Origin of the sequence: Alteromonas sp. W364, from assembly GCF_031846205.1 — a bacterium.
GTDB classification, from domain to species: domain Bacteria; phylum Pseudomonadota; class Gammaproteobacteria; order Enterobacterales; family Alteromonadaceae; genus Glaciecola; species Glaciecola blandensis.
In genome coordinates this window covers 73,337-98,896 of the sequence record NZ_JAVRID010000001.1, presented here as the reverse complement: position 1 = coordinate 98,896, position 25,560 = coordinate 73,337, and the positions used below count along the sequence as shown (strand labels likewise).

At 42.3% G+C, this 25,560-nt stretch carries 19 protein-coding genes and 1 tRNA gene; 8 read left to right on the top strand and 12 right to left on the bottom strand.

Going from position 1 to position 25,560, the window contains the following annotated elements:
* Nucleotides 1-86 precede the first annotated feature (86 nt).
* Nucleotides 87-1,940, bottom strand: a complete 1,854-nt coding sequence (locus tag RM556_RS00460; RefSeq protein WP_311373585.1) for a M1 family metallopeptidase — start codon at nt 1,938-1,940, stop codon at nt 87-89.
* A gap of 356 nt (nt 1,941-2,296) precedes the next feature.
* On the opposite strand from RM556_RS00460, the gene RM556_RS00455 reads away from it, so the two are divergent.
* The 4 genes from RM556_RS00455 to modC are packed head-to-tail and all read left to right on the top strand — an operon-like array spanning nt 2,297 to nt 6,852.
* Nucleotides 2,297-4,219 carry a methyl-accepting chemotaxis protein gene (locus RM556_RS00455; protein ID WP_311373584.1) on the top strand — a complete coding sequence of 641 codons (1,923 nt, stop codon included), beginning with the start codon at nt 2,297-2,299 and terminating at the stop codon, nt 4,217-4,219.
* Nucleotides 4,220-4,234: 15 nt separating this feature from the next.
* Nucleotides 4,235-5,026, top strand: a complete 792-nt coding sequence (gene modA, locus RM556_RS00450; protein WP_311373583.1) for a molybdate ABC transporter substrate-binding protein — start codon at nt 4,235-4,237, stop codon at nt 5,024-5,026.
* Nucleotides 5,027-5,053: 27 nt separating this feature from the next.
* The gene (gene modB / locus RM556_RS00445; protein WP_311360706.1) at nt 5,054-5,743 is read left to right on the top strand and encodes a molybdate ABC transporter permease subunit; all 690 of its coding nucleotides are present in this window, start codon (nt 5,054-5,056) and stop codon (nt 5,741-5,743) included.
* Between the two features lie 2 nt (nt 5,744-5,745).
* Complete coding sequence (modC, locus tag RM556_RS00440) at nt 5,746-6,852, top strand: molybdenum ABC transporter ATP-binding protein (protein ID WP_311373582.1); 1,107 nt, start codon at nt 5,746-5,748, stop codon at nt 6,850-6,852.
* Here modC and RM556_RS00435 read toward each other — a convergent pair.
* The 5 genes from RM556_RS00435 to RM556_RS00415 all read right to left on the bottom strand — a co-directional run bounded on the left by RM556_RS00435 (nt 6,832) and on the right by RM556_RS00415 (nt 13,287).
* Nucleotides 6,832-7,296, bottom strand: a complete 465-nt coding sequence (locus RM556_RS00435; RefSeq protein ID WP_311359990.1) for a DUF2721 domain-containing protein — start codon at nt 7,294-7,296, stop codon at nt 6,832-6,834. The genes modC and RM556_RS00435 overlap by 21 nt on opposite strands.
* Before the next feature lie 401 nt (nt 7,297-7,697).
* Nucleotides 7,698-8,009: a DUF3240 family protein gene (locus RM556_RS00430; RefSeq protein ID WP_311359989.1), complete on the bottom strand. Its 312-nt coding sequence runs from the start codon at nt 8,007-8,009 to the stop codon at nt 7,698-7,700.
* Complete coding sequence (locus RM556_RS00425) at nt 7,990-11,067, bottom strand: efflux RND transporter permease subunit (RefSeq protein ID WP_311373581.1); 3,078 nt, start codon at nt 11,065-11,067, stop codon at nt 7,990-7,992. The genes RM556_RS00430 and RM556_RS00425 overlap by 20 nt, the downstream gene beginning before the upstream one ends.
* Nucleotide 11,068: 1 nt before the next feature.
* Nucleotides 11,069-12,085: a hypothetical protein gene (locus RM556_RS00420; RefSeq protein WP_311359987.1), complete on the bottom strand. Its 1,017-nt coding sequence runs from the start codon at nt 12,083-12,085 to the stop codon at nt 11,069-11,071.
* Nucleotides 12,082-13,287 carry a hypothetical protein gene (locus RM556_RS00415; protein WP_311373580.1) on the bottom strand — a complete coding sequence of 402 codons (1,206 nt, stop codon included), beginning with the start codon at nt 13,285-13,287 and terminating at the stop codon, nt 12,082-12,084. The genes RM556_RS00420 and RM556_RS00415 overlap by 4 nt, the downstream gene beginning before the upstream one ends.
* A gap of 141 nt (nt 13,288-13,428) precedes the next feature.
* Here RM556_RS00415 and RM556_RS00410 point away from each other — a divergent pair, with 141 nt between their 5' ends.
* Entirely contained in the window at nt 13,429-13,920 is a 492-nt protein-coding gene (locus tag RM556_RS00410) for a LuxR C-terminal-related transcriptional regulator (RefSeq protein ID WP_311359985.1), read from the top strand.
* Between the two features lie 99 nt (nt 13,921-14,019).
* Here the strand turns inward: RM556_RS00410 and RM556_RS00405 are convergent.
* The 4 genes from RM556_RS00405 to apbC form a co-directional block, all read right to left on the bottom strand.
* A tRNA-Pro gene (locus tag RM556_RS00405) sits at nt 14,020-14,096 on the bottom strand.
* Nucleotides 14,097-14,172: 76 nt separating this feature from the next.
* Complete coding sequence (locus tag RM556_RS00400) at nt 14,173-16,560, bottom strand: EAL domain-containing protein (RefSeq protein ID WP_311373579.1); 2,388 nt, start codon at nt 16,558-16,560, stop codon at nt 14,173-14,175.
* Between the two features lie 42 nt (nt 16,561-16,602).
* Nucleotides 16,603-17,196, bottom strand: a complete 594-nt coding sequence (dcd, locus tag RM556_RS00395) for a dCTP deaminase (protein WP_311359983.1) — start codon at nt 17,194-17,196, stop codon at nt 16,603-16,605.
* Between the two features lie 101 nt (nt 17,197-17,297).
* Nucleotides 17,298-18,422: an iron-sulfur cluster carrier protein ApbC gene (gene apbC / locus RM556_RS00390; RefSeq protein WP_311373578.1), complete on the bottom strand. Its 1,125-nt coding sequence runs from the start codon at nt 18,420-18,422 to the stop codon at nt 17,298-17,300.
* 132 nt (nt 18,423-18,554) lie between these two features.
* On the opposite strand from apbC, the gene metG reads away from it, so the two are divergent.
* Nucleotides 18,555-20,645: a methionine--tRNA ligase gene (gene metG / locus RM556_RS00385; protein ID WP_311373577.1), complete on the top strand. Its 2,091-nt coding sequence runs from the start codon at nt 18,555-18,557 to the stop codon at nt 20,643-20,645.
* A 33-nt stretch (nt 20,646-20,678) separates the two neighbouring features.
* Here metG and RM556_RS00380 read toward each other — a convergent pair whose 3' ends face one another.
* The gene (locus RM556_RS00380) at nt 20,679-21,422 is read right to left on the bottom strand and encodes a methyltransferase domain-containing protein (RefSeq protein ID WP_311359980.1); all 744 of its coding nucleotides are present in this window, start codon (nt 21,420-21,422) and stop codon (nt 20,679-20,681) included.
* A gap of 123 nt (nt 21,423-21,545) precedes the next feature.
* Between RM556_RS00380 and gloB the strand changes: the two genes are divergently transcribed.
* Together gloB and RM556_RS00370 are read left to right on the top strand one after the other, a co-directional pair.
* The gene (gene gloB / locus RM556_RS00375; RefSeq protein WP_311373576.1) at nt 21,546-22,313 is read left to right on the top strand and encodes a hydroxyacylglutathione hydrolase; all 768 of its coding nucleotides are present in this window, start codon (nt 21,546-21,548) and stop codon (nt 22,311-22,313) included.
* A 146-nt stretch (nt 22,314-22,459) separates the two neighbouring features.
* A complete protein-coding gene (locus RM556_RS00370; RefSeq protein WP_311373575.1) occupies nt 22,460-24,148 on the top strand; it encodes a LysM peptidoglycan-binding domain-containing protein in 1,689 nt (562 codons plus the stop codon).
* Here the strand turns inward: RM556_RS00370 and cysS are convergent.
* Nucleotides 24,145-25,530: a cysteine--tRNA ligase gene (gene cysS / locus RM556_RS00365; RefSeq protein WP_311373574.1), complete on the bottom strand. Its 1,386-nt coding sequence runs from the start codon at nt 25,528-25,530 to the stop codon at nt 24,145-24,147. The genes RM556_RS00370 and cysS overlap by 4 nt on opposite strands.
* Between the last annotated feature and the right edge of the window lie 30 nt (nt 25,531-25,560).

The window sequence follows — 25,560 nt, the reverse complement described above, 5'->3', positions numbered from 1 at the left end:
CATCGATTCATACTTGTACAATGAATAATTTTGCCCTACACCATGAATTATTTTTGTGAGCAAAGATCAACAGAAAGTCAGCTAAGCTAGTTAACAAAACCCTCATTTGCCGATACGGTCAATGGGTGGTATCCGGCTTTCGCCTTATCAAACGCTTTCTTAGCAAAAGCTTTGCCTTCTTTTGTCTTACTTAGCTCGCGATATAATGGCTTCACTAGTTTATTCCGTCCAATACTGGTGAGGTAATCAAACAACCTATCGTAGGCAGGCTTGTATTCATTTTGCACAGCTATCATCAACCAACTATGTGCAATTTCATTATTTTTACTATTTGTTAAGTCAAACGCCGTATCCAAGGCAAGCAATTGCTTATCATTCAATTGTTCTGGCATATTATTTAAGAAATAAAGCCACTGATGAACAGTCCAAGCGTTTGTATCAATTTCATTAGCGCTCATATTCCCGCCAAGCCAAGCATCTCTTGCACTATCTACGTTAACGAACGCATCAGATTCTGGCACCGGCGCCCCCTCAGGAATACCTGGCTCAAATATCCAAAGATCAATACGTTCCGCTGATAACTTATCTGGGTACTGCGCTAACAATGTCGTTTTTAGATAAGCAATAAATTCGTCTGTGGTGATACTTTTGAACGCAAAGTCTTCAAAGTACTGCAATAAAAAAGTGTCAAAGTTATCGCGACCAATTTTTTGCTCAATTTCTCGTAAAAACAATGCACCTTTTTCATAAGGAATATTTGAGAAAACGTCATCGGCATCACGCCCGCGAAGATCAATCGCTAGAATTTGATCTTTCGAAGTTAATGATGCGATATCGTTTTGTAAGTCTTGGTAGCCCAAGACCGCTTCCATATTATAACGTGCCTCACCATATATCATTTCCATGATTCGATAAGTTAGATACGTTGTAAAACCTTCATTCAGCCATAGGTCACGCCAAGTCGCATTAGTCACCGTGTTTCCAGACCAGCTGTGCGCCAATTCATGTGCAATTAATGCAACCAAGCTTTTATCACCTGCAATGACAGTAGGCGTAATGAATGATAAGCGAGGGTTTTCCATACCGCCAAAAGGAAATGACGGAGGTAAAATTAATAGGTCGTAGCGATCCCAACCATAAGGCCCATATTTGTTTTCCGTTGCTATCAACATACTCTCTGTGTCTTCGAACTCTTTTGCTGCCGCTTGAAGCATTGAGGGCTCAGCGTATACACCTGTACGAGGACCCATCGCTTGAAACTCTAAGTCACCGATTGCCAAGGCTATTAAGTAAGACGGAATAGCCTGTGGCATGTTGAACTCGTATACACCATCGCGCTCTGTGTCTGGGTCATTTGACGCACTCATCACTGCAAGTAGCTCTTTTGGCGTGCGAATTGTTGCCGTATAAGTAACACGTACTTTTGGTGAATCCTGCAAAGGTATAAAGCTACGCGCATGAATAGCTTGGGCTTGAGTGAATAAAAAAGGATGCTTTTTCCCAGCGGTTTGCGCAGGTGTTAGCCACTGTGCACCCGATGCTGATGGCGACGTTTGATATTCAATCAGTAATCGCTCAGCATTAGTTGGTAACTCGATATATAAAGCCGAACCCAAATTTTCGTCAGCTGTTTTTAGTTCAAAAGGAACCGCTTCGCCGGCCACTGTGACTTTTTTAATATCTAAGTCACGAGTGTCGAGCACAAGTGTATTGGCACCCGGCTGTGCACGTTGAATATCGAGACCAACAGTGCCCGAGAGCTGTTTCAGTTCAAAATCAGCGCGTAAATCTAAGTCTAAGTGAGTGACTGTAATTTCTTCTGGATTTGCAAAGCTATGATAATCCTTACCAACCTCAATAGAGCCAGTGTCCTCAGCTTTAGCTGGGACTGCTGTGTCAGTTTCATTAATGACTTTATTGTTGGGGCTGCATGCTGCCATCGATAATAGACCTATGCTAAGTATCAAAGTAGCAAAACTGGTTTTTATAATATGTTTGTTTTTCTTCACAATGTTTGACTGTCTCTTTGGTTTTATTATGCAGTTATTTTGACACAGTTCGGTACTCAAACCAATGCTATTGAGAACCTAGAGGCTTGCGATGACGGTGCATAAATTGGTCATGATTAACATCACTCTACACTTGCTTTCGTTTTTGCGCTGTTCTACTCTCCGATTTCGCAAAAAAATCATGCGGGCAAAGTGGATTTGGTCGATAAACAATTAGAAAAGCAATAAGTGCGGTAGATTCATCAACTTATTGACACTCAATTTCTTTAAATAAGGTTTATACACACATGCTCGATGTATCCATCCGTCAGAAAATCATTTTCCTTATCTGCTCGCTTGTAGCCATTACTGCATTGTTTGTGGGCACCTTGAGTGTCGTTACCACCAAACGTGATCTGTCTGAACGAGTTCTTAGCAAAGAACTGCCTACCCTGATCAGTAGCATATCAGGAGAAATTGACGCTGAAATTAGCCAAATGCTTACCATTGCGACGCAAATAGCGAATGACCCATTTATCCTCAATTGGTCTACATCAGGTTTTAGCGGTGAAAACGAAAAACTATTGGTCGACAAATTAAAAAGTACGACACTTAATTTCGGACTATCAAGTGCCTCATTTGCCGATAAAAATACTGCAAAATACTGGAATCAGGATGGCTTTCTAAGAACATTACAAAACGACGCAGCCGACGGTTGGTTTTTTGCTTATGTTGACAGCAAAGAAGCAAATTCGGTCAGTGTTTATTCCGATCCAAATACAGGCTCAACTGACTTGTTCGTGAATCATCAGCAAATTAACGGCAACGGTTTGTCTGGCACATCTAAGTCATTTAATGACGTGGTGAATTTGTTACGCAACTTCAAAATAGAGCAAACAGGCTTCGTTTTCTTGGTAGACAAAACAGGTAAGATAGCTATTCCGAGTAATAAAGCCCTGACAAATAAAGCGTCTCTTACCGATTTGTATGGACAGTCATTCAATACAGAATTATTAAATGGTAAAGCATTTGAGACGACCTTAAGCGAACGCGATGGCGTTGATGTTTTACTTTCGTCGGGTTATATACCAAGCATGCAATGGTATGTTATCGCTGAAGTGCCTAGCCATGAGGTGTTTTCTACTGTTAATAAAACCAAATGGACAATCGTTATTTGGTCAATCGTGATAACCATTATTGGCGCCGCTATTGCTTACTATATGTCCGCAACAGTCAGTAAGCCGATCACTCACTTAGCCTCCATGTTTCAAAAGCTGGGCGATGGCAAAGCAAATTTATCGTTTCGGATGAGAGCAGAGGGTCAACAGGAAGTACAAGACGTCGCCAAAGGCTATAATCGATTTGTTGAAAAGCTTGAGAATGTTTTTACGGATATTGCCCAAAACAGCCAGCATTTGCGTGATGTCGCTAGCGTACTCGAGAAAGATTCTGTTATTACAATGCAAAATGTACAGTCAGAAGCCGATAGAACAGTAAAAATCGCAGAGTCGTTACAAGATGTCCGCTCAAGCTCAACATTAGCGTCAAGTAACGCGGAAGAAGCAAACTCAGTTAGTCAACAAATTGCAAAAAATGGCACTCAAATTAGGGAAGTCATTGAAAGCTCACAAAGTGAAATGTCACAACTGGCCATTAAGATCGACGAAGTGGCCGTTGTGATTAAGTCTCTTACCACCAATACAGATACCATTGCGGGTGCGCTTTCAACTATTCAGGCGATTTCAGATCAAACTAATCTGTTAGCACTCAATGCAGCAATAGAAGCCGCACGTGCTGGAGAGCAAGGTCGCGGTTTCGCAGTTGTTGCTGACGAAGTAAGAACATTAGCGAAACGCACTGCCGACTCGACTCAGGAAATTCAAAGCATCATGGATGTATTGAAACAGTCTTCGTCTAGTGCCACAAAAGAGATTTCTCAAATTGTCGAACAATCGAAAGCCTCCTCAGAATCGATTGCGATTGCACAGGACATTTCCCTAAAGAATCGTAGCCTTTTCGACCAAATTGGCGCCAGCAGTGCCCAGGTTGCACTTTCTGTAAATGAACAAACGCTGTCTATAGATGAGATCAGTGAACACATGATTGAGATTCGAGAAAGTGCTAATAGCAACGCTGAAAAAGTATTGGAAATTGCTAATGAAACGAAAGTGCTCAATGAACTGGCAGAGAAGTTAGACAAACTAACGGCCGCTTATCAAAAAAGCCATTAGTGTTATACTGATGGCATGACACAAAAACGAATTTTACTTTTCACTTTGGCAATGCTGGTCCTATCCGCATTGCCGCGTGTTCGTGCGGCGAACGACGAATCACTGCATATTGCCGTAGCTAGCAACTTCATAGCGCCGATGCAAGACCTGCAAAAAGCGTTTGAAACCCTACATAATGTATCGCTCACCATCTCCTATGCCTCGTCAGGTAAGCTTTATGCACAGATAGTGAATGGTGCTCCATATGACGTCTTTTTATCCGCTGATCAAATTAAACCCACATTGTTAACCGACAACAAGTATGCCATTCATTCTAGCCAATTTACTTATGCCAAAGGTGAGTTAATACTGTGGTCTGGACGCGAAAATTTGTGGAGTGCAGGCAAAATATTGACGCATTCAGACCAAACTCATAATCTCGCTAGCCTTTTTAATTCGCTTCAAGTTAAGCGCTTTTCAATGGCGAATCCAAAGTTTGCGCCTTATGGACTAGCTGCACAAAAATTATTACAGAACACCTATGGCACACAAAAACCTCCCGCGACCAAAGTGCAAGGCGAAAGTATTTCACAAGCCTTTCAGTTCGTCGCTAGTGGCAATGTTGATATCGGTTTTATTGCTCGCTCTCAACTGCCTGATTATGGATCGTTTTGGTTACTCGCTGAAGAGGATTACCCAGCCATTAATCAAGATGCCGTGATCTTAAGCGCGAGCAAGCAATTCGCCACTGCAAGTACCTTTATTGAATTTTTACAAAGCAAAGAAGGTAAAAACATCATACAATCTCATGGATATAGAACTGAATAAAATCTTAAAACAAGGAATTTTAAAGTGCTGTCCACCAGCGACATAGATGCAATCGTTCTAACCTTAAAGCTCGCGACCACAGTCACGGTGATTTTACTGCTAATCAGCACGCCATTAGCTATGTGGTTAGCGTCTACTCGTTCATGGTTGAAAGGACCCGTCAGCGCAATTGTAGCATTGCCATTAATCTTACCACCCACAGTATTGGGTTTTTACTTACTCATTGCGATGGGTCCAAATGGTCCTTTAGGAGAGTTTACGCAATCCATTGGCCTAGGCCTGCTGCCGTTTACGTTTTGGGGCTTAGTGATTGCTTCTTTGTTCTACTCTTTGCCCTTTGTCGTACAGCCTATCCAGAATGCGATAGAAGCGATTGGCGAAAAGCCCTTGGAAGCCGCTTCAACACTTCACTGCAGCCCCGCAGATAGGTTTTTTCATGTCATTCTTCCTTTAGCTAAGCCGGGCTTTATAACAGCCAGTGTCTTAGGTTTTGCTCATACTGTCGGTGAGTTTGGTATCGTGCTTATGATAGGTGGCAATATTCCGCAAGAAACCAAAGTGGTTTCGATCCAGATTTACGATTATGTAGAAGCGCTAGAATACACTGGTGCCCATGCTCTATCTGGTATTATGGTGTTATTTTCATTCCTTGTATTGCTGACCCTATATACTTTTCAATCCCGTGGTAAAGCCAGCAAATTTAGTTTGGGTCGATAAAAATGTCTTCAAAAACGGGCGAACAAAATCAAATTCATCTCGCATTTCAATTATCTTACCCTTCTAGGGAGAAGCCTTTTGATTTCGATGTCAACGCCTGTTTCCCGAACAATGGTGTTACTGCCATTTTGGGTGAATCTGGTAGTGGTAAAACAACCCTACTTCGCTGTATAGCTGGTCTCGAAAAATCGACTAGAGGACACTTGCAGATTGGCCAAACCACTTGGCTTTCTGAGCAAGTTAATGTACCAACACACAAGCGAGAAATTGGCTACGTGTTTCAAGATGCACGGCTTTTTGAGCATTTGAGTGTGAGAGACAATCTCGCATTTGCACTTAAGCGTAGTCATGAAAAGGTCACACGCGCCTTCCATGAAGAAGTCATTCACGCCTTAGGTATCGAAGAACTATTAACGCGCTCACCAGACAAGTTGTCAGGAGGAGAGAAACAGCGTGTTGCAATGGCTAGAGCGCTCCTGATCAAACCCAAACTCCTTCTTATGGACGAACCTCTCGCTTCTCTTGATGAGACCAGAAAACAAGAAATACTGCCTTATTTGAGCGCATTACAGTGTATATCTAAGGTACCGATACTCTATGTTAGCCACTCTAGCGATGAAGTATGCAAGTTAGCCAATCATTTATTGGTTATTAATAACGGGAAGTTGGCAACTAGCGGGCCGATTAATGAAGTGTTGTCTAGTACAGAGCTCCCTTCAAATTACGTATCTGAAGCGAGTACCATCTTGGATTGTCACGTGCTGGAAAGGAAAGAGAAGTGGCAGTTAATTAAAGTGGGCTTTGATCATTCATATTTATGGCTTGAAGATAAGGGTCAAGAACTTGGCCAACAGTTAAAAGTACGACTACTTGCCAGTGACTTAAGCATTTCGCTAGACCCAGCGCCGCAAAGCACAATGCTGAATCGTTTAGCAGGACGTATCAATTCAATTCAACGTGATAGCAGCAGTGCTAGCGTACTAGTCAAGATTGATGTGGGTAACAAAGAGCTTGTTGCTAGAGTGACACGAAAATCAATCGATGACCTGTTTTTGATGGTAGGTATGCCTGTCTTCTTGCAAGTTAAATCAGTCGCTATCCTCGTCTAGTTGATGCGACTGTTGAAAGTAATGAGAATTAATTTTCAGCGTAGCGGTTGCAACACTCACTTCCAAAAAGAATGCAATCAGTCCGCCTGTTAGGAAAACCATACTTAACATAAACAGCACTAAGATTGTTGTGTCTAAACTGGTCGTCACTAATCCATTGATCATAAGCAGGATGACATCGACACAAATCACAAGGGCTGCAGCAATCAAAAAGTTAATCGACCAGTTAGCCAAACGCATTCTTTTATTTAGCGAGCGAAGCTCTCTCAATGCTCTAGCATCAATTCGCTGAGACTTCTCTCTGGCAAGCTCTTCAAACCATCGAGCTCTATCAATGACTCTAGCAACACGACCCGTGGCAACGTTAACCATTGTGCCAATACCAACAATCAAAAATATGGGGGCAAGCGCCAACTGAATGATTTCTACTGCACTTGCTGTCATACTTGTTTCCACCGTTTTCGTTTCCTATTTATCAAATACTTCATTCGCTTTTGGCATTCTCACGCATTTGCTTAGCTACTTTCCCAAGCAACACGTCTTTACTTATCGGATAGGATCGCTTGGTCGACATTTGCTTTAATTTGTTGGTTTAAAAATACGCTCGTGACAACGACGGCCGCGAAAAGCAGCACAAAGGAAATAAAAATAGCATAGCGCGTACTTTATTGAAACGGCTGTATATTATATCGTCTACCTAATGCAGTTTTAAATTTGCTCGTAATCGTTTTTTCAATGCCATAGTTTTGCAGAAGCCCTATGGTTTTATCCAACCCGGCCGACGACTCAACTTTCCTACCATCATCATTGCTGGCTCAATTGAAGCAAACAATACAAACTAAAAATCAAACAACCCCTGACTCAACTAAATGACTAACCCAGTATCTAATGTTGTTACCGCTGCTGCTTGCGCCCAGCAATCTGACTAAAAATGCAGAATCACCAGCTTTATGTAAAATTTCGAAACGATAAAAATCGCGATACCCTTCAACTTGTTCGGATAAATTATAATGGTTATGTTCTTGGCTAAAGCCTTGTATTTTACTCAAACTAAATCCACTTAAGAAACTGGCAGCCATCAACGAATCCACAACATCATCTTTTAGAGGTTCTGGCACGATTGCAATTAATATCAATTCATTTTGTTCTTGCGTCACGACGATTCTCCAGCCAAATATAAAAAACAGGTATTAGGAATAAGGTAGTAAAAGTTGATGTAAACAATCCACCAATAACGACTATCGCCAAAGGCTTCTGAATTTCAGCACCTGGCCCGGTTGCAAAAGCTAAAGGGAAAAGTCCGAACATCGCGGTACTTGCTGTCATTAGTACAGGTCGCAATCGTCGCTTGGCCCCGACTACAATACGGTCAATGACATTAACACTTGAGATCCTAGTTTGTTCGAAGTAGCTGACCATGACCACACCATTCAGCACTGCCACTCCCAATAAAGCAATGAACCCAACTGACGCGGGCACCGATAGAAATTCGCCACTCAGAGAGAGTGCAATAACGCCCCCCATTGTTGCAAACGGGATATTCACCAAAATTAAACTCGCTTTACTTAAGGAACCAAAGGTAGTGAAGAGAATGATCATGATGAGAGCAATTGCTATCGGCACAACTACCATTAAGTTATTAGCGGCTCGTTGCTGATTCTCAAATTCTCCACCAAAGCTTAAGGTATAACCTACGGGTAAATTTAAGGACTCAGTAAGCGCACCTTTAAGTTCCTCAACAAAGCCCACAATATCCCTACCAGCAACGTTTGTCGTAACGACAGCAAAACGGTTACTGTCCTCACGTTCAATTAAGATAGGACCTTGTTTGAATGATATGTTGGCAATACTTGATAGCTGCACCAAACTTGCATCTGGCATCAAAATCGTCATTGACTGCATTTCAGCTAGTGTCGATGGTCGACTGTTGCTTAAATCAGGTAAACCAAAGACGATGGGGGTTTTCCGCTTTCCCTCTATCATTGTATTTATTGTCGTAGACTCTATTTGAGACTTTAGGAAAAGTGTCAGTTCAGCAATTGTCATATCATATATACTGGCGATTTCAGGCTTTAAGCGAATACTTAAAAAGTCGCCTCCCTCAATTACCGACGCACTCACATCAACGCTACCTTGGAGTGTTTTAGTGGTATCACTAATCTGCCCTGCGAGCATGGCAAGTTCGTTAATATCATTCCCAAAGACCTTAATTGACACATCACCCGTGCTACCAGTGAGCATCTCTGACACGCGCATTTGTATCGGTTGAGTAAAGCCAACATTGATCCCAGGAAAGCCTGCAAGTACTTTTCTAATCTCCTCTATCAATGCTTGTTTAGATTCGAATCGCCATGTTGAAACCGGTGCCAACTCCATGAAAATATCTGTTTCATTCAAACTCATTGGATCAAGACCAATTTCATCCGAGCCGACCCTTGACACGATTTGTTGTATTTCTGGAAATTTATCAAGTAGGGCATTTTCAATTTGAATATCTAATTGTGTAGACGCCTCAAGTGAAATATTCGGCGATTTCTCTAACTGAACAATAATATCGCCCTCGTCCAGAACGGGCATAAAGGTTTTACCAAGTGCACTGTATAAAACGATACTGGCAAACAGAAGTGCACCGGTAATCAATATAACGGGAAGAGGTTGTTTAATAGTGCTCGTTAACGTTAATTGATATTTATTTTGGAGCCATACAACAAACTTTGGTTCGTTTATGGCCGTTGCTTTTAGTAGCAGTGAAGCCAGTGCTGGTATGAGTGTTAGCGACAAAATTAAAGACGAAACCATGGCAAAAACAATGGTAATTGCCACTGGTTTAAACAGCTTACCTTCTAAGCCGCCAAGAGTTAATAATGGCGAAAATACGATGATAACAATAACCGTTCCTGAAACAACAGGAACCGCAACCTCCTTGCAGGCACGATAAATCAGATGCAATTTGGGTAGTTTCATATTCTGCTTTAAATTATTAACTGTATTTTCAACCACCACCACCGACGCATCCACTAGCATGCCAATAGCAATAACAAGTCCACCGAGACTCATCAAATTGGCAGACATTCCGAAATAGTCCATCAATAAAAACGTACACACAGCCGACATAGGCAGAATAAGAGAAACCACAACGGCTGCTCTAATATTTCCTAAGAACAAAGACAGTAAAATAATAACCAGTAAAACAGCAACTAGAAGAGCCTCCTCTATAGTGCCAATGGCTTTATCGATCAAGTTTTTGCGATTGTAAAACACATTAATATCAGTACCTTTCGGCAATGAACTTTGAATTTGAGCTAATTTATCAGTGACCTGCTCAATGACTTCAGCTGTGTTCGCATCCTTTAAAGCAATGACTATCGCTTCTGCAGTTTCAACACCGTTTCTTGTTACGGCGCCATAACGAGTTAAGTGTCCTATATCTATAAGCGCAACATCTTGTAAACGCACCACACTATTATCGATATTTGCGATAACAATATTTTGTAGTTCATCAATATTGCTAATACGTCCCTCACTGCGCACAATCATCGTGTCATTACCAATATTGACTCGACCAATACTGCCATTTTGATTGATGGACTGGATAATTTCGCTTAGCTGCTCAAATGTCATTCCCACACTGGACAGTTTTATTGGATCTGGGCTTATTTGATAGGTTTTTGCAAAGCCACCTAAAATATTAACGTCGGCAACACCGTTAATACTTCTAAGCAACGGTCGAATTTCCCATTCTAATAACTGTCGTCTTTCAATAAGACTCATCGCCGGATTTTCGAGCGAAAACATAAACATCTCGCTCAATGCTGTGCTCATTGGTGCGATACCACCGTCCAGGTTATCTGGTAGCGATGGCATGACGGCGGCTAGGCGCTCAGTGACTTGCTGGCGGGCCCAATAGATATCAGTCCCCTCTTTAAAATCGATAGTGATATCAGTAATCGCGTACTTCGTTGTTGAACGTAAAACTTCTTTATTAGGAATACCCAAAAGCTCGGTTTCAATCGGTAGCGTAACCTGCGCTTCAATTTCCTCAGGTGTCATCCCTGGTGCCTTTAGAATTATCTTTACCTGAGTTGGTGATATCTCTGGAAAGGCGTCAATTGGCAATGCAAACCATGCTGACCCACCCGCCAATAATAAAAAAAACGAAACAATGAGAACAAATATGCGTTGCGTCAGTGAGAAACGTAAAACTTTATCTAGCATATTACTGCCCCAAACCTAGCAAGATCCCTTGCAACGCGCTTACAGAAGAGACCAGCACATCCTTGTTTACCAAAGAGGCTTTTGATTGAAAAACATAATTGTCGTTTTGAGCATTTATCAAGCTGACCTCAACCCCATCAAAACCATTTTCAGTCTTAATAAAAATGTAGTTTGCTCCCTCCCAACTAAAAACCGCAGACTTTTTGGCTTTGTAAGCATCTAGGGAATATACTGGCGTTGCGCTTACAATTTGTCCTTTCACCAGACGACAATCTCCACTTGTGAGTTGAGCCCATGCCGTTAGATAAAATGCAGATTCGTTTACTTCAGTGAAATCGAGTGCGAATTGGCAGTTTTTCGCGATAAAATATTCGGGGTTTTGCTTCCCATCGATGGGTAGCTTTAGTTTGATTCTCATCGCGTCATTTGGCACGAAGGAGGCGATAAGGCTGTTAGCATCTACCATCCGAATGCCACTATATTCAAGCGAACCATCAATGGGCGAAGCCAAAGTCATGGCATCCTTTTCTTCATCAAAACCAACAACCAGTTCAAAAAAGTGAGTTAGTTCATCAAATTCCATTTTAGTATCATGAAATTCATTGCTGACGTCTAACCATGCCTTTTCGCTGAGAGATTTTCGTTTGTATAGCGCTTTACTATTTTCAAAATGTGCGCGGGCTTGGTTATACAGTTCTTTTTTCATTTGGTACGCCATGTAAAAGTGATGTACCTCTGGCCCTTGAAGCACTGCGAAAGCCTCTCCTTCAGCGATGCTTGCACCACTCCCTTTCAGGTAGCGAATCTGCTGCACATTAATGGGTGACTTCAAAGCGTAAGCCTGCCCTGGTAACGAACTCGCTTGTGCTAAAAGCGCTTTACCACGGTACGAATTTATTGTTTCGATTGTTTGCGTTTGCAACGCTAAATCTTGAAGCGTGGTTTGCTCAACAGACAAGTTCTGTGCAGAAACACTAGTGAAGGTAAGTACGAGGCATAAAAGTGAGAAGGTTTTCATAGTGTAATTCCAGCAGCTTGTTTAATGAGCGCAACTTGGCGCTGAGTGTAAAGTCGGTTCAATTCAACATTTGATTGGGCATCAATATTGTTCAGTAAGGTACGAATGAAAAACTCTTGGTTCGGCGCATTCGCTTCACGCAATTCATCCATTACCTTATTTAATGCATGTAATGTGGATAAACCTTTATCGAGCAATCGCTGCTTTTCTTGTAAAAATGTATATTCTCGCACCCTTGATGCTTTGTTTTCCGTTAGTTGTAAGTACAGTTTTTTTCTTGCGATTTCATGATCGATTGTTAACTTTGCATATTCACTTTTTTGCAAGGAAGAAAGGGTTTCCCCTATTCCAATAGGCACTTCCACACCTACACCCAACTGGTTTTCTGAAAACCCTGGCGTGCTTACATGCTTGCCAGTGAGTTGAATACTCCAAGGCGTAGTTCGTTTACTGCTGCCTAGTAACATTTCATAGGCATTTTCAAACTCGGCATCTAAAGCTCGAACATCGGGGTGATTCGCTATTTCAGCTATCTCTTCCCCCTCAAGGCTTTCACTAATCTGATTAGGCAAAACACGAAGGCCGGTGAGAGCAAAATATTGCTCCTGCAAACTACTAATATTGCGCTGATATTCCATGAACGAAATAGAAAGTTGATTCATTTCAGCTTGCACTATTAGCGCAAGGTATTGCGGAATAGCTTGAGCTGCAGCCATTTCCTCAAACTGGGTTGTCAAACTAGACAGTAAGGTTTGCTTGCGGTTCAAGGCCTCTAAAGATGCTTTTTGTATGCTCAGTTCCCAAAGAATACTTCTTAAACGACCCGATAAAATTAGCGCGAACTGTTGCTTTGCAGTGCTTTGTAGTTTGTCTACTTTGCTATCCAGCTTTTTCTCAATGTCCCTTAAAAAGGGCGACTTGATATCAAAACTAAAGGTAATCTCACTTTCATTGGTGCCCAATTCATCTCTGCTCTCCAAATGCATAAAAGAGACTGATGGTGAACCGTCAAGCCAAGTTGACAAACCCGACTCTTTAACTTGCTCAATATTGGGTTTTATTAACAAATTTGACTGTTTTTCGATAGCTGCTTGTAAACTATCGTGTAAACTTAGATTAGGTTGTGCATGCGTTGGCAAAATTACGCATATATAGACAACGAAATAGCCCCATGGCCACCAAAGAGATTTGAATCTTGTCACTGATTTCTCGCGCTCGTTAAAGTTGCGTCAATACTACAAGATTGCGTCTGCAAGCGCATCAGACATAGGTATTACGCGCCATCGCACATATGTATGACGCATAGCTCTCAGGCCACATAAGTAGTGATTAAGGAAGAAATAATGAGAAACACTGTTGTAGCAACCATCTTATTTATCATCATGACACTAAACGCTTTTGATGTGATGGTAGATGTCGGGTTGGGAATGCCTTTTTGGCATATTGCGCAAGAGGCGTCCTTGGTGCTCCTCTCTGGATTAGGTGCTACCGTTCTTGTTCTGCACATGCGCACAAAAAACAAAAATTTGCAGGAGCTAGCATCGAAACTTGCAGATGCAAATCAGCAGGTCGCTTTACTTAGCGGTAAAATACAAGAAGAAAGAAAACGCTACAGTCTTATTATTAAAAATCAATTTGAACAGTGGGAGTTAACAATGGGTGAGCAACAGGTCGCGCTGCTCTTATTAAAAGGCTTAAGCTTAAAAGAAATCGCAAGCGTAAGAGACACAAAAGAAATGACGGTTAGGCAACAAGCTTCCAGCATCTACAACAAAAGCAATTTAGGTGGAAGACACGAATTTTCAGCTTGGTTTTTGGAAGACTTTTTAAATTAGAGTCAGCCATTCATCTGTATTACTCTTGTCAGCGATTCAAGGCCTTACCTTTACTCAGTAATTTGCGCCAGAGTGATTGCACGCAAAGCAAAGGAGAATTGGTCGGTGTGAGAGGATTCGAACCTCCGACCCCTGACACCCCATGACAGTGCGCTACCAAGCTGCGCCACACACCGACCGAAGTGGGGCATTATATTTACCCACACAGAAAAAGCCAGTAATTTTATACAATTGCCCTTTTTAGCTCAGAATTTAAGCTTTGAGTTTGGCATCGCCTGTAGCTGGCATCGTAAAGTCAGTAATAAAGCTACGCACTTCTTTCAAAGGAAGTGGTTTAGAAAAGTAGTAGCCTTGAATTGTATAACCACCTAACAAATTCACCTTTTCTAACTGTGTTTCTGTTTCAACGCCTTCAATCGTGACACTTAAATTAAGACCTTTTGCTAGCTTTAATATTACATCGACAATCGCTGCTGAGCGCTCCGCTGTGGCATCTGAATCTAACTCAGTAATAAATGAACGGTCTATTTTTAAGGTATCGATGGAGAGTTGCTGTAAATAAGATAACGATGAGAAACCAGTACCAAAGTCATCCAGTGCAATGGAAATACCTTTCTGCTTAAGTAATTTTAACTTATTATTTACTGCATCAATGTTCTCAATAATCGCCGACTCAGTCACTTCTAACTCCAAACGGGATGGCGGAAGACCAGTCCTGTCTAGTGTTAACATCACCATATCAATAAAATTATCAGATAGGCACTGAAGACCTGATACATTGACGCTCACTTTCAAATCGTTTGGCCACGCTTTTGCGTCCTGACATGCTTGCTCCAGCACATAACTGCCAATAGAAATAATTTGCCCCGTTTCTTCGGCCAATTCAATGAAATCGCCTGGAGATACTCTGCCATGTTTAGGGTGAGACCAACGTACTAAAGCTTCCATGCCTGTTACATTATGATTTAAGCTATCAACCTGAGGTTGGTATTCAACAAAAAACTGACCTTCGTCTACCGCAACCCGCAAGTCACTCATCATCTGGATACGTTTGTTGTTTTCAGCCTCAAGCAGGTTATTAAAAATAGTGAACTGGCCTTTACCACTTCCCTTCGCAGCATACATTGCTATATCAGCTTTCTTGAATAAATCATCGAGAACAAGGCCGTGTTGCGGCGCGACGCTCACACCGACACTCGCTTTAATTTCAACCTGTGTGTTGGTTAAGCGAATTGGAGCAGATAAACAATCGAGTATCTGCCTTGCTCTTCGTTGTGCATTTTTTACCTCTGTACTGAACAGAATAAATTCATCTCCGCCTAATCTAGCGATCATTTCTTTTGGCAGTAATGCTTGTGTAAAACGGTGAGCAATATGTTGAAGTAATTTATCTCCTTCATGATGACCAAAGACATCATTTACTTCTTTGAAGTTATCCAAGTCTATCAACATGATCATGAAAGGAATTGCACCGGACTCAAAGCGACTTGCATGCTTATTGAATTGGAAGCGATTCGGTAGCCCTGTCAGCATATCTGTTTTCGCCAAGCGTTCAATTTCTTGTTTGTGTGTGTACTCTGACGTCACATCTTTGGCAACACCGCGCCAACCAATGAGTTCATCGTCCTCAAATAGAGGTTTACCCGATAATGACATCCAAGCGACTTGATCGTTTAAGTAGATTGGAAACACAACGCTGTTAAATTCCATTTGATTTGCTACAGCCTCTTCCACTTGCTTAATTTTTTTGAGGTGGTCAGCTTCAGTACAATGAAAATGTTGCGATAATAAGGTGGGTAGATCGAGTTCAATGATTTGTTCGTTGTCGAGATGAATAGCAGATTTAATTTTGCTCGGTAAATGTGACAATTTCCCTCGTCCGTCCAACTCCCATAGCCAATCACTCACGTGATCTTCAAAGTCCTGCATCAAGACGCTCATACTCTCTTTTTGATATTCCGCCTTGGATTTTTGAATTTGAGCGCGTTGCTCTGCTGCAATTCTCATTAAGTAAGTACGATGTAGAGCCAGTATAATGGTGCTAATCAAAGCAGCGTAGAACAATATCATGCCACTCAATACGATACTAAAGGTAAGGTCTCCAAGCATGAAGCCAATATGGATGGATGATATTGTTAATGGTCCTATCCAATAGAATGCAGCTCTTGGAACCATACAAAGAGCAAAAGCTCCGCCACAAATCATACCCGTAATCATCGCTACCAGTACGAGTCGTCCCTCATCACCTACAATTGGAAAGAGATAATAAGAGTACAGACTAAAGCCCGAAGCTACGGCAACAGCAAAAATACAATGAATCCGCATTGCGACCCGGTTGGTAATGTATTCTTGGTTTCGACGCCAAAAGTACTCTGACCATATGAGCCAACTAAGCGAAACACAACAGAGAAAGGAAGCAATCGAGTTGAGGTACTGAGAGTTGGCAAAGTCTTGAAACATGAACGCCACTAACAAGGCGTTGAATATGTTGAAAGGCTGAGTGACGTATAGAAGTTTAGATATGATTGCCAGCAGCTTTGACTGGACTTCAGATATCTGCGATTCTGACAGCCCTACTCCGTGCAGCGACGCTTGTTTAAATTGAATTATGCTTGATATTTTTAGTTTTGGTTTTGCCAAACTTTCACCTAATCCTGAGTATAGCTCACGCCTTTACTACATTTATTCGCTCTTGTCGTCAGCGCTGATACGACTCGCAATTGCGCCTATTTGGCCTTTGTATTTTGCATCTACTCTGGCATTGTAAGGTTTTTCGGCATGACCGCTAAGCATCTCAAAACTTATTGCACCTATTTTCATAAGAGGCTTCAGCGCTAAGGGAAGTTTTCCGCTGTTATAAAACTCTAAAACAATCTGACCTGACCAACCTGGATCGATTCGGTGCGCAGTGACATGAACCATCAAACCCAATCGAGCAAGAGACGAACGACCGTCAAGCCAACCGACGATATTATCTGGTAAGGTAATTGATTCATGCGTAACTGCTATCGCGAGCTCACCTGGATGAAGGAAAAAGGAGTCTTCATCTGCAATGCAAATTTCGTCGCTCATAACTGAATCGAGGGCTTTTTGAACGCTTTCTTTCGGGCCACTCAAATCAATATAAGGCGCTGCATGTTCTTGAAAAACTCTGAACTTATTACTGAGCCTGACATCGACAGTCAAGCCGCTGATTTGATCATAATCGGGTGAAGGAACGATGCTTATTTTCCCTTCTTGCAGATACTTGAGAATATCCTTGTCACACAAACGCATAACTTTGTTCCTTGAAACACAACAACCACTATTTAGGAATGCTTACCTAAACTTATGTGATTGATTATGCTTGCAGATGGCAGCGCTTGCAATATTTTCATTTATTGTTGATTGACAATAGCTATACCTAGCTCAGGATTTCCTTGTGTATGCTTCGTTACTAAGGCGTGCTGAGGCATTTCTGTGCCTATTTTTATAGACACTTGTTGAGCGATTTCACGATAAATAAGACTGGCTTCATTGCCGGGATCAAAGACCACTATTGGCTTCCCTTCGTCAGCATGCTCTCGAATAGCGTTACTCAAAGGTAATTCGCCTAACACGGGTATTTCAAATTGTTGTGCAAGTTTAGCTGAACCTCCTTTGGAGAAAGGATAGGACTTCTCTCCGCACGCACATTGGAAATAGCTCATATTTTCAACGATCCCCAATACTGGCACATCCAATTTGCCGAACATCGCAATGCCTTTTTTCGCATCAGCAGTAGCAATCGTTTGAGGCGTACTAACAACGACGGCTGCGCTCAAGGGTACCTGCTGCGCTAATGTAAGATGAATATCGCCCGTTCCTGGCGGCAAATCTACGATTAAATAATCTAACAAGGGCCACTTCGTTTCATAAATTAATTGCTTTAATGCTTTGGTCGCCATGGGTCCCCGCCATATGGCCGCGCTCTCACTGTCAACTAGATAACCGATAGAATTAGCAACTACACCATGCACATCAATTGGAAACATAGTTCGGTTATCTTCACTCGCTGGATGCGCCTCTGGGTTACCCAGCATGATCGGAACAGATGGCCCGTAAATATCTGCATCCACAATCCCTACGCGCGCTCCCTCTTCCATCAAAGCAAACGCAAGGTTAACACTAGTAGCCGACTTACCTACGCCCCCTTTGCCTGAGGAAACCGCAATCACATTCTTAACATTGGGTATGGGTGTTGTTTTCGCCGCTGTGATAGGAATATTATAGCTAACCTTTATTTCACTCTTGTTTAAGGATGGCATTTGCTCAGTTAAGTAAGCAGCAAGTGCGTCCAAACGTGAATTCGCACAGAATGGCAAACTGAGCTCAATAACCTGTTTTTTACCCTTCTCTAAGCTTTTCTCATCAGCTAAAGCAACGATAGCTTCGCGGTGTTTTGGTTCGCTATTAAGGTTAAAAAATGACGCGACCGCCTGCTCAATTGCATCGTTTCTTTCTAGCTTTTTTCTTGAAAACACGGCGAAAAACTCCTTTTTGGATAAAGATGCGTCAGAAAACTACTTATTCGATAGAATTACGTAATGCAAAATAAGCTTGTTTGGGCTACCATCTGCGCATTAATTTTTATTTGTGAAACCTATATTTAATCTATGTCTACTACTCAAGTTGCTACGGCTGAAAAACGCCGTATTTTGGTCACCAGTGCATTACCCTACGCAAACGGTTCAATTCATTTAGGCCATCTCTTAGAACATATTCAAACCGATATCTGGACTCGATTCCAACGAATGAGAGGTCACGAATGTTACAGCGTGTGTGCAGACGATGCGCACGGTACACCGGTCATGTTGAAAGCACAAGAGTTAGGCATTACGCCAGAACAAATGGTCGCTAAAACACGCGAAGAACATCACCAAGATTTGCTTGATTTTCACGTTGACTATAACAATTATTATGTGACTCATTCAGAAGAAAACAAGACTCTTTGTGAATTAGTCTATAACAATTTGAATGACGCTGGATATATCAGTAAACGCGTGATCAGCCAGTTATATGATCCCGAAAAAGAAATGTTTTTGCCAGACCGCTTTATCAAGGGTGATTGTCCTAGTTGTGGTGCTGAAAACCAGAACGGCGACAACTGTGATGTATGCAGTGCTACTTACAGTCCAACTGAAGTAAAGAACCCACGTTCGGTAGTTTCTGGTGCAACACCAGTGTTGCGCGACTCTGAACACTATTTCTTCGACCTTCCTAAGTTTGAAGATATGCTGAAATCTTGGATCCGCTCTGGCGCTATACAAAATGAGATGGCAAACAAACTAGAAGAATGGTTTGAGCAAGGGCTACAGCAATGGGATATCAGTCGCGACGCTCCTTACTTTGGTTTTGAAATACCCAATGCTCCGGGCAAGTTTTTTTATGTTTGGGTAGATGCTCCAGTGGGTTACATGGCCAGCTTTAAACATTTCTGCGATGCCAATGCTATCGATGACGCCCCGTTTTGGGCAAAAGATACTGACACAGAGCTGTATCATTTCATTGGTAAAGACATTACTTACTTCCACTGCTTGTTCTGGCCAGCAATGCTTGAAGGTGCCGGGTTCAGAAAGCCGACCGGTGTGAACATTCATGGTTTCGTAACTGTTAACGGCGCTAAGATGTCCAAATCGAGCGGCACATTTATTAAGGCTCGCACCTATTTAGAGCACTTGAACCCCGAATACTTAAGATATTACTTTGCATCGAAATTAAACGATTCGGTAACAGATATCGACTTAAATTTTGAAGACTTTGTCCAGAAAGTAAACTCTGATTTAGTGGGTAAAGTTGTCAATATCGCTAGCCGCTGTGCAGGCTTTATCACTAAACGCTTTGACGGCAAACTGTCTGATAACATTGAAAACCCTGAGTTACTTGCTACCTTCCAGAAAGCCAGTGAAAGTATTGCTCAGCATATTGAAGCTCGTCACTATCATAAAGCCGTCCGCGATATCATGGCATTAGCTGATCAAGCAAATCAATATATTGATGCACAAGCACCTTGGGTGACGATTAAAGATGAAGCTAAACAAGCATTCACTCATGATGTGTGCTCTCTTGGTATCCACTTGTTCCGTATCCTCATGGTTTATTTAACGCCAGTTATGCCGAAGTTATCAGAGCAGGCACAAGCATTCTTGAATGACTCATTCAATTGGGACAGCGCACAAGAAGTTAAATTGGGTCATTCAATCAACAAGTTCAAAGCGCTGTTGCAACGCGTTGAGATGGACAAAGTGAATGCTATCATCGAAGACTCAAAAGAAAGTCTAGCACCAGCAACAAAACCAGCGAAAGAAGCAAAAAAGAAAGCCTCTACACCGGCGCTTGAAACTCAATCTGGAACGCCCCTCGAACAAGATCCTATCGCTGAAACGATTAGCTTTGAAGACTTTGCCAAGGTCGACTTACGCGTTGCTCGAATAGCAAAAGCCGAACACGTTGAAAAAGCCGATAAGCTCCTTCGTTTAGAATTGGATTTGGGTGGTGAAACAAAACAGGTATTTGCTGGTATTAAATCAGCGTATCAACCTGAAGAGTTGGAAGGTAAACTGACTGTTATGGTGGCTAATTTAGCACCACGTAAGATGCGTTTTGGAATGTCAGAAGGAATGGTGCTAGCGGCTGGTCCTGGTGGCAGCGACCTCTTTATTCTTGAGCCTCATGATGGCGCCCAGCCTGGCATGAAAGTTAAGTAGCTTGTCGAGCTACTTAACTGTCATTTAAGATAGTTAGAGTGAGTCGCGATGGCTCACTCTAGCACTTGCTGCAGAAAAACTTGGCTTCTTCACCTTCCATTTAGGTTTTATCGTCGAAAGTGGTATCTCTCTTTTCCTCGCCACAATGACGTACATTGACGATAAGCCTGGCAAGTACCGCTTACAAAACTTTTGTATTCTTGATCCTTGAGAAAAGCGTTTGCTAGCAAATAAGGACGAGTACATAACATACTCCTGCTCGACTATTTCAAAGCCCAAAAGCTGCAACCAGTCCTTTATTCTAGCGCTGGTGAAGAAGCGTCCCTGATGCAATAAATTGCCTTTATTTATAGGAAAGTATTTAAGCACGCCAGCCATACTGAAAGGGTTAAATCCAGCAATAATGACTTGCCCATTAGCAGTGATGGCACGATCAACTTCGCGTAAAATTTGGTGAGGATCCTGAGCAAAATCTAGCTCGGCGGCCAACAAGAAACCATCAACGGAGTTTTGTTGAAGAGGTAGTTCTCGCGAGATACCCCTGACATTGCAACCTGCAGTTATGGGCTCGCTTAGATTAACGATGTGTTTTATTGGCGAATTAACCAAGGCGACATCACCACTGAGCGTTCCTAAACGGACGAAATGATAACCAAATATCCGCTCAACTAAAGGTGCACAGGCTAGCTCAAGCTCTTGTTTAATCAGCTCGCCTTGGCTAATATCAGACCATCCAGTAGGATACTGAGGCTTAACCGCACTTAGTGCTGATTTCATCACGCCACATAAACCTTGTTAGTTAATTTACCTTGGCCTAAGGTTATAGTGAACACGACTCTACTTGCAAGCGTAATACTCATACTGCACACTTAATAGCATAGATATTTTAATGAGGCTAAGATGAATCAGATTTTCGCAATTTCCGCTTTCGATGACAATTATATTTGGTGTTTACATGACGGCAAATACGCCATTGTTGTTGACCCTGGCCAAGCTAAGCCTGTAGAAGAAGCCCTGATATCAGCAGATTTAACACTGACTGCAATTCTTATAACTCACCACCACTATGACCATGTGGGTGGCGTTCTAGCACTCAAAGAGAAGCACAACGACGTGCCTGTATATGGTCCCAAAAACCCTAATATTAAAGGCTTAACGCATAATTTATCGGAAGGAGACATTGTTTCCATTGAAAGCCCGTCTGTCACACTCAATGTCCTCGAACTTCATGGTCACACAATGGACCACATCGGCTACGTTAATGAAGACCTAGTATTTTGTGGCGACACTCTTTTTTCTGCTGGCTGCGGTCGCATGTTTGAAGGTACCCCAGAAATATTCTACAAGTCATTGAGTAAACTTGCCGCACTTCCAGAGAATACCAAAGTGTATTGCACTCATGAATATACACTTGCAAATCTGGCATTCGCAAAACACGTCGACCCTGAAAACATGGCATTACAGGAATATAGCCGGTGGGCCGAAGAAACTCGAGCACTTGGAAAAATTACCCTGCCAAGCGATATCAAAACGCAAAAAAGAATTAATCCTTTCCTGCGCTGTGAGGACAAACGCATAGAGGAAAACATTGCGAAAGAGATGAACTTATCACCTGCCAATGCAGTCGAAGTATTTGCGGCTTTACGTTCGCGAAAAGACAGTTATTAATTGCACCTTGAATTAGGTATGATTAAGGAGTGTTTTTTTACTCGTCGATGAACGAGTTGGTGATCAAAAATAAGAATAAAAACACCATAAAAACAGATACCGATAACGGTACACAACAATAAATTTGCGCATAAAATTAGGTTCTAATGAAATACATATTCGCAGCTATGCTGCCCCTAGTGTTGACGGGTTGCCTCGTCACACCAAGTGAGACTACCGATAATGCATCTAACTCGAGCGAGAGTGAGCATGAGATTGGGCATGAAATTGAGAATACCAGCCAAGAAAACTTTGCCTTTGCAAACGATTTAAGCTGCAACGTCGCTGTCGACGCTGACCATACCTATTGTGAAAGTGACGCAGAAGGCGTGCTTCCAGTCGTTCATCCAGCGAAACCGGTTGAACTCACACTAATTGAAGATGAAGTACCAGCCCCTATCGAAATTACCAATGTTTGGGAACGAGTTCGTCAGAGTTTGACGTTTGCGGTGCCTGATCAAAAACGAGTTGAAAATCAACGTCGATGGTATTTGCGTCATCCATCCTATATGAAACGAGTATCGAAGCGCGCTGAGCCGTTTTTATATTACATCGTTGAAGAGTTGGAAAAAGCCAACATGCCAGCGGAACTGGCTTTATTACCTATCGTTGAAAGCGCATTTGATCCTTTCGCCTATTCGCATGGGCGTGCTGCAGGCATGTGGCAGTTTATCCCTGGCACCGGCAAAAATTATGGTATGAAGCAAACATGGTGGTATGACGGTCGTCGTGATGTTATCGCTTCCACCGAAGGTGCAATTAAATACCTTCAGCGCCTTCATAAACTTTTCGATGGTAATTGGTTACATGCTCTGGCCGCTTACAACAGTGGCGAAGGTCGTGTCATGCGAGCAATCCGAAACAATAAACGCCGCGGTAAACCAACTGACTTTTGGTCTTTAGACTTACCTCGCGAAACACGTGCCTATGTGCCGAAGCTATTGGCCCTGTCAGATATTCTTGCAAATCAACAAGAATATACCTTTGATTGGCCTGAAATCAGCAATCAGCCGGTGATTGAAATTGTTGATGTCGGTTCTCAGATTGACCTTGCTATGGCAGCGAAGTTTGCTGGTTTAACAACAGAAGAGTTACATGCTCTAAACCCTGGATTTAATCGCTGGGCAACTGATCCGGATGGTCCACACCGTTTAGTCGTACCTAAGCGAGTGGCTGAAACATTTACGCTGGCGCTACAAGACACCGATCCTAAAGATAGATTAAATTGGGTACGCCATAAAGTGAAGCCGGGTGAAAGTCTTGGTCTTATTGCCAATAAATATCACACCACGATTGATGTGATTCAAAGCATTAATGGCATGAAGAATAACGTCATATACGCAAACGATTACTTGTTAGTACCGGTTGCATTGAAAAGCCTAGAAGAATACTCACTATCGGCAGATCAGCGCTTAGCCCGAACTCAAGCTCAAAAGAAAGGGGCCTATCAACTCACTCATAAGATTAAGAGTGGTGATACCTTCTGGGATTTGTCTCGCGAATACAAAGTGTCAGTGCGTGAACTAGCAAAATGGAATGGTATGGCACCACGAGATCCATTGATGCCAGGTAAAGACCTTGTCGTTTGGGTAAATAAAGTATCGCCCCAGCAAACTGACAATAGCATCATGCGCAAACTGACCTACACGGTTAGAAACGGTGATTCATTATCTCGAATAGCCAGCAAGTTTAAAGTTTCAATTAGTGACATTACTAAGTGGAATGATCTGAACAGTAAGCGCTACTTACAGCCTGGGCAAAAACTCAAGCTGTACGTAGACGTAACAAGAACCTAAGCTTTACGCCAAGTGGTGCCGGAAGCGCTATCTTCTAGCACCACGCCCAACTCGTTAAGTGCATCGCGCGCTGCGTCGGCTGCCGGCCAATCTTTATTTGAGCGTGCCGTATTGCGTCGTTCAATTAACGCTTCTACTTTTGAGGCAAATTCATCACTGCCCTCTCCTGCAATATTTCCTTGCAAATAATCGGCAGGTGACATTTGCAGAATACCTAATATACCGCCTAGTTTTTGTAAAACACCCGCAAGGTCGGCAGCTTCATCACCTTCTGCTTTATTCAGGTCTCTAGCCACATCAAATAATACAGAGAAAGCCACTGGCATATTAAAGTCATCATTCATCGCAGCTTCGAAACGAGACAAATAGCCACCTTTGGATAACGCTACATCTAAGTTGGCATCGATGCCACGTAGTGCAGTGTATAGTCTTTCTAATCCCGCTTTTGCTTGCGCGATACTGTCCTGAGAATAGCTTAACTGACTGCGGTAATGAGCAGACATGAGGAAAAAGCGTAAGGTTTCAGGATCATGTACTTTCAACACATCTCTCAATGTAAAGAAATTACCCAGTGATTTCGACATTTTTACGTCATCTACCTGTACCATACCCGCGTGCATCCAAGTGTTCACATATGGTGTATCAAATGCACAGCATGATTGCGCAATTTCATTTTCGTGATGAGGGAACATCAAATCTGAACCGCCACCGTGGATATCAAAGTGTTCACCTAAGTGTTTGTGATTCATAGCTGAACATTCAATGTGCCATCCTGGTCTGCCATTGCCCCATGGTGACTCCCAACTAGGCTCCTCAGGTTTCGCCGATTTCCATAGTACAAAATCAAGCGGATCATCTTTGTCACTTGAAGTTTCAACCCGCGCACCAGCATTAAGCTGACTTAGGTCTTGCTTGCTCAAACGGCCATAGGCTTCGTACGAACTAACATCAAACAAAATGTCACCCGACGGCGCTTGATATGCATACTTCTTATCCATCAAACGCTGTATCACGTCGATGATCTCGTCCATGTGCTCAGTCACCTTCGGCTCAACATCAGGCTCTAAAAGATTAATTGAAGCAAAGTCCTCATGCATCATAGCAATGGTTCGCTCAGTCAATTGACTTGGCGTTTCATTATTGGCAATAGCTCGCTGTATGATTTTGTCGTCAACATCGGTGATGTTTCTAACGTAGTTCACCTCATATCCCGCATGACGTAAATAACGCACCATAATATCAAAGCTTAAGTAAGTGCGAGCATGCCCCATATGACACAGGTCATAAACAGTAATTCCGCACACATAAAGACCCACTTTGTTCTCAACTAAAGGAGTAAAGGGTTCTTTCTTACGAGTGAGTGTGTTGAATATCTGTAACATCAGCGCTATTTACCTATGTTGGTTTTATGA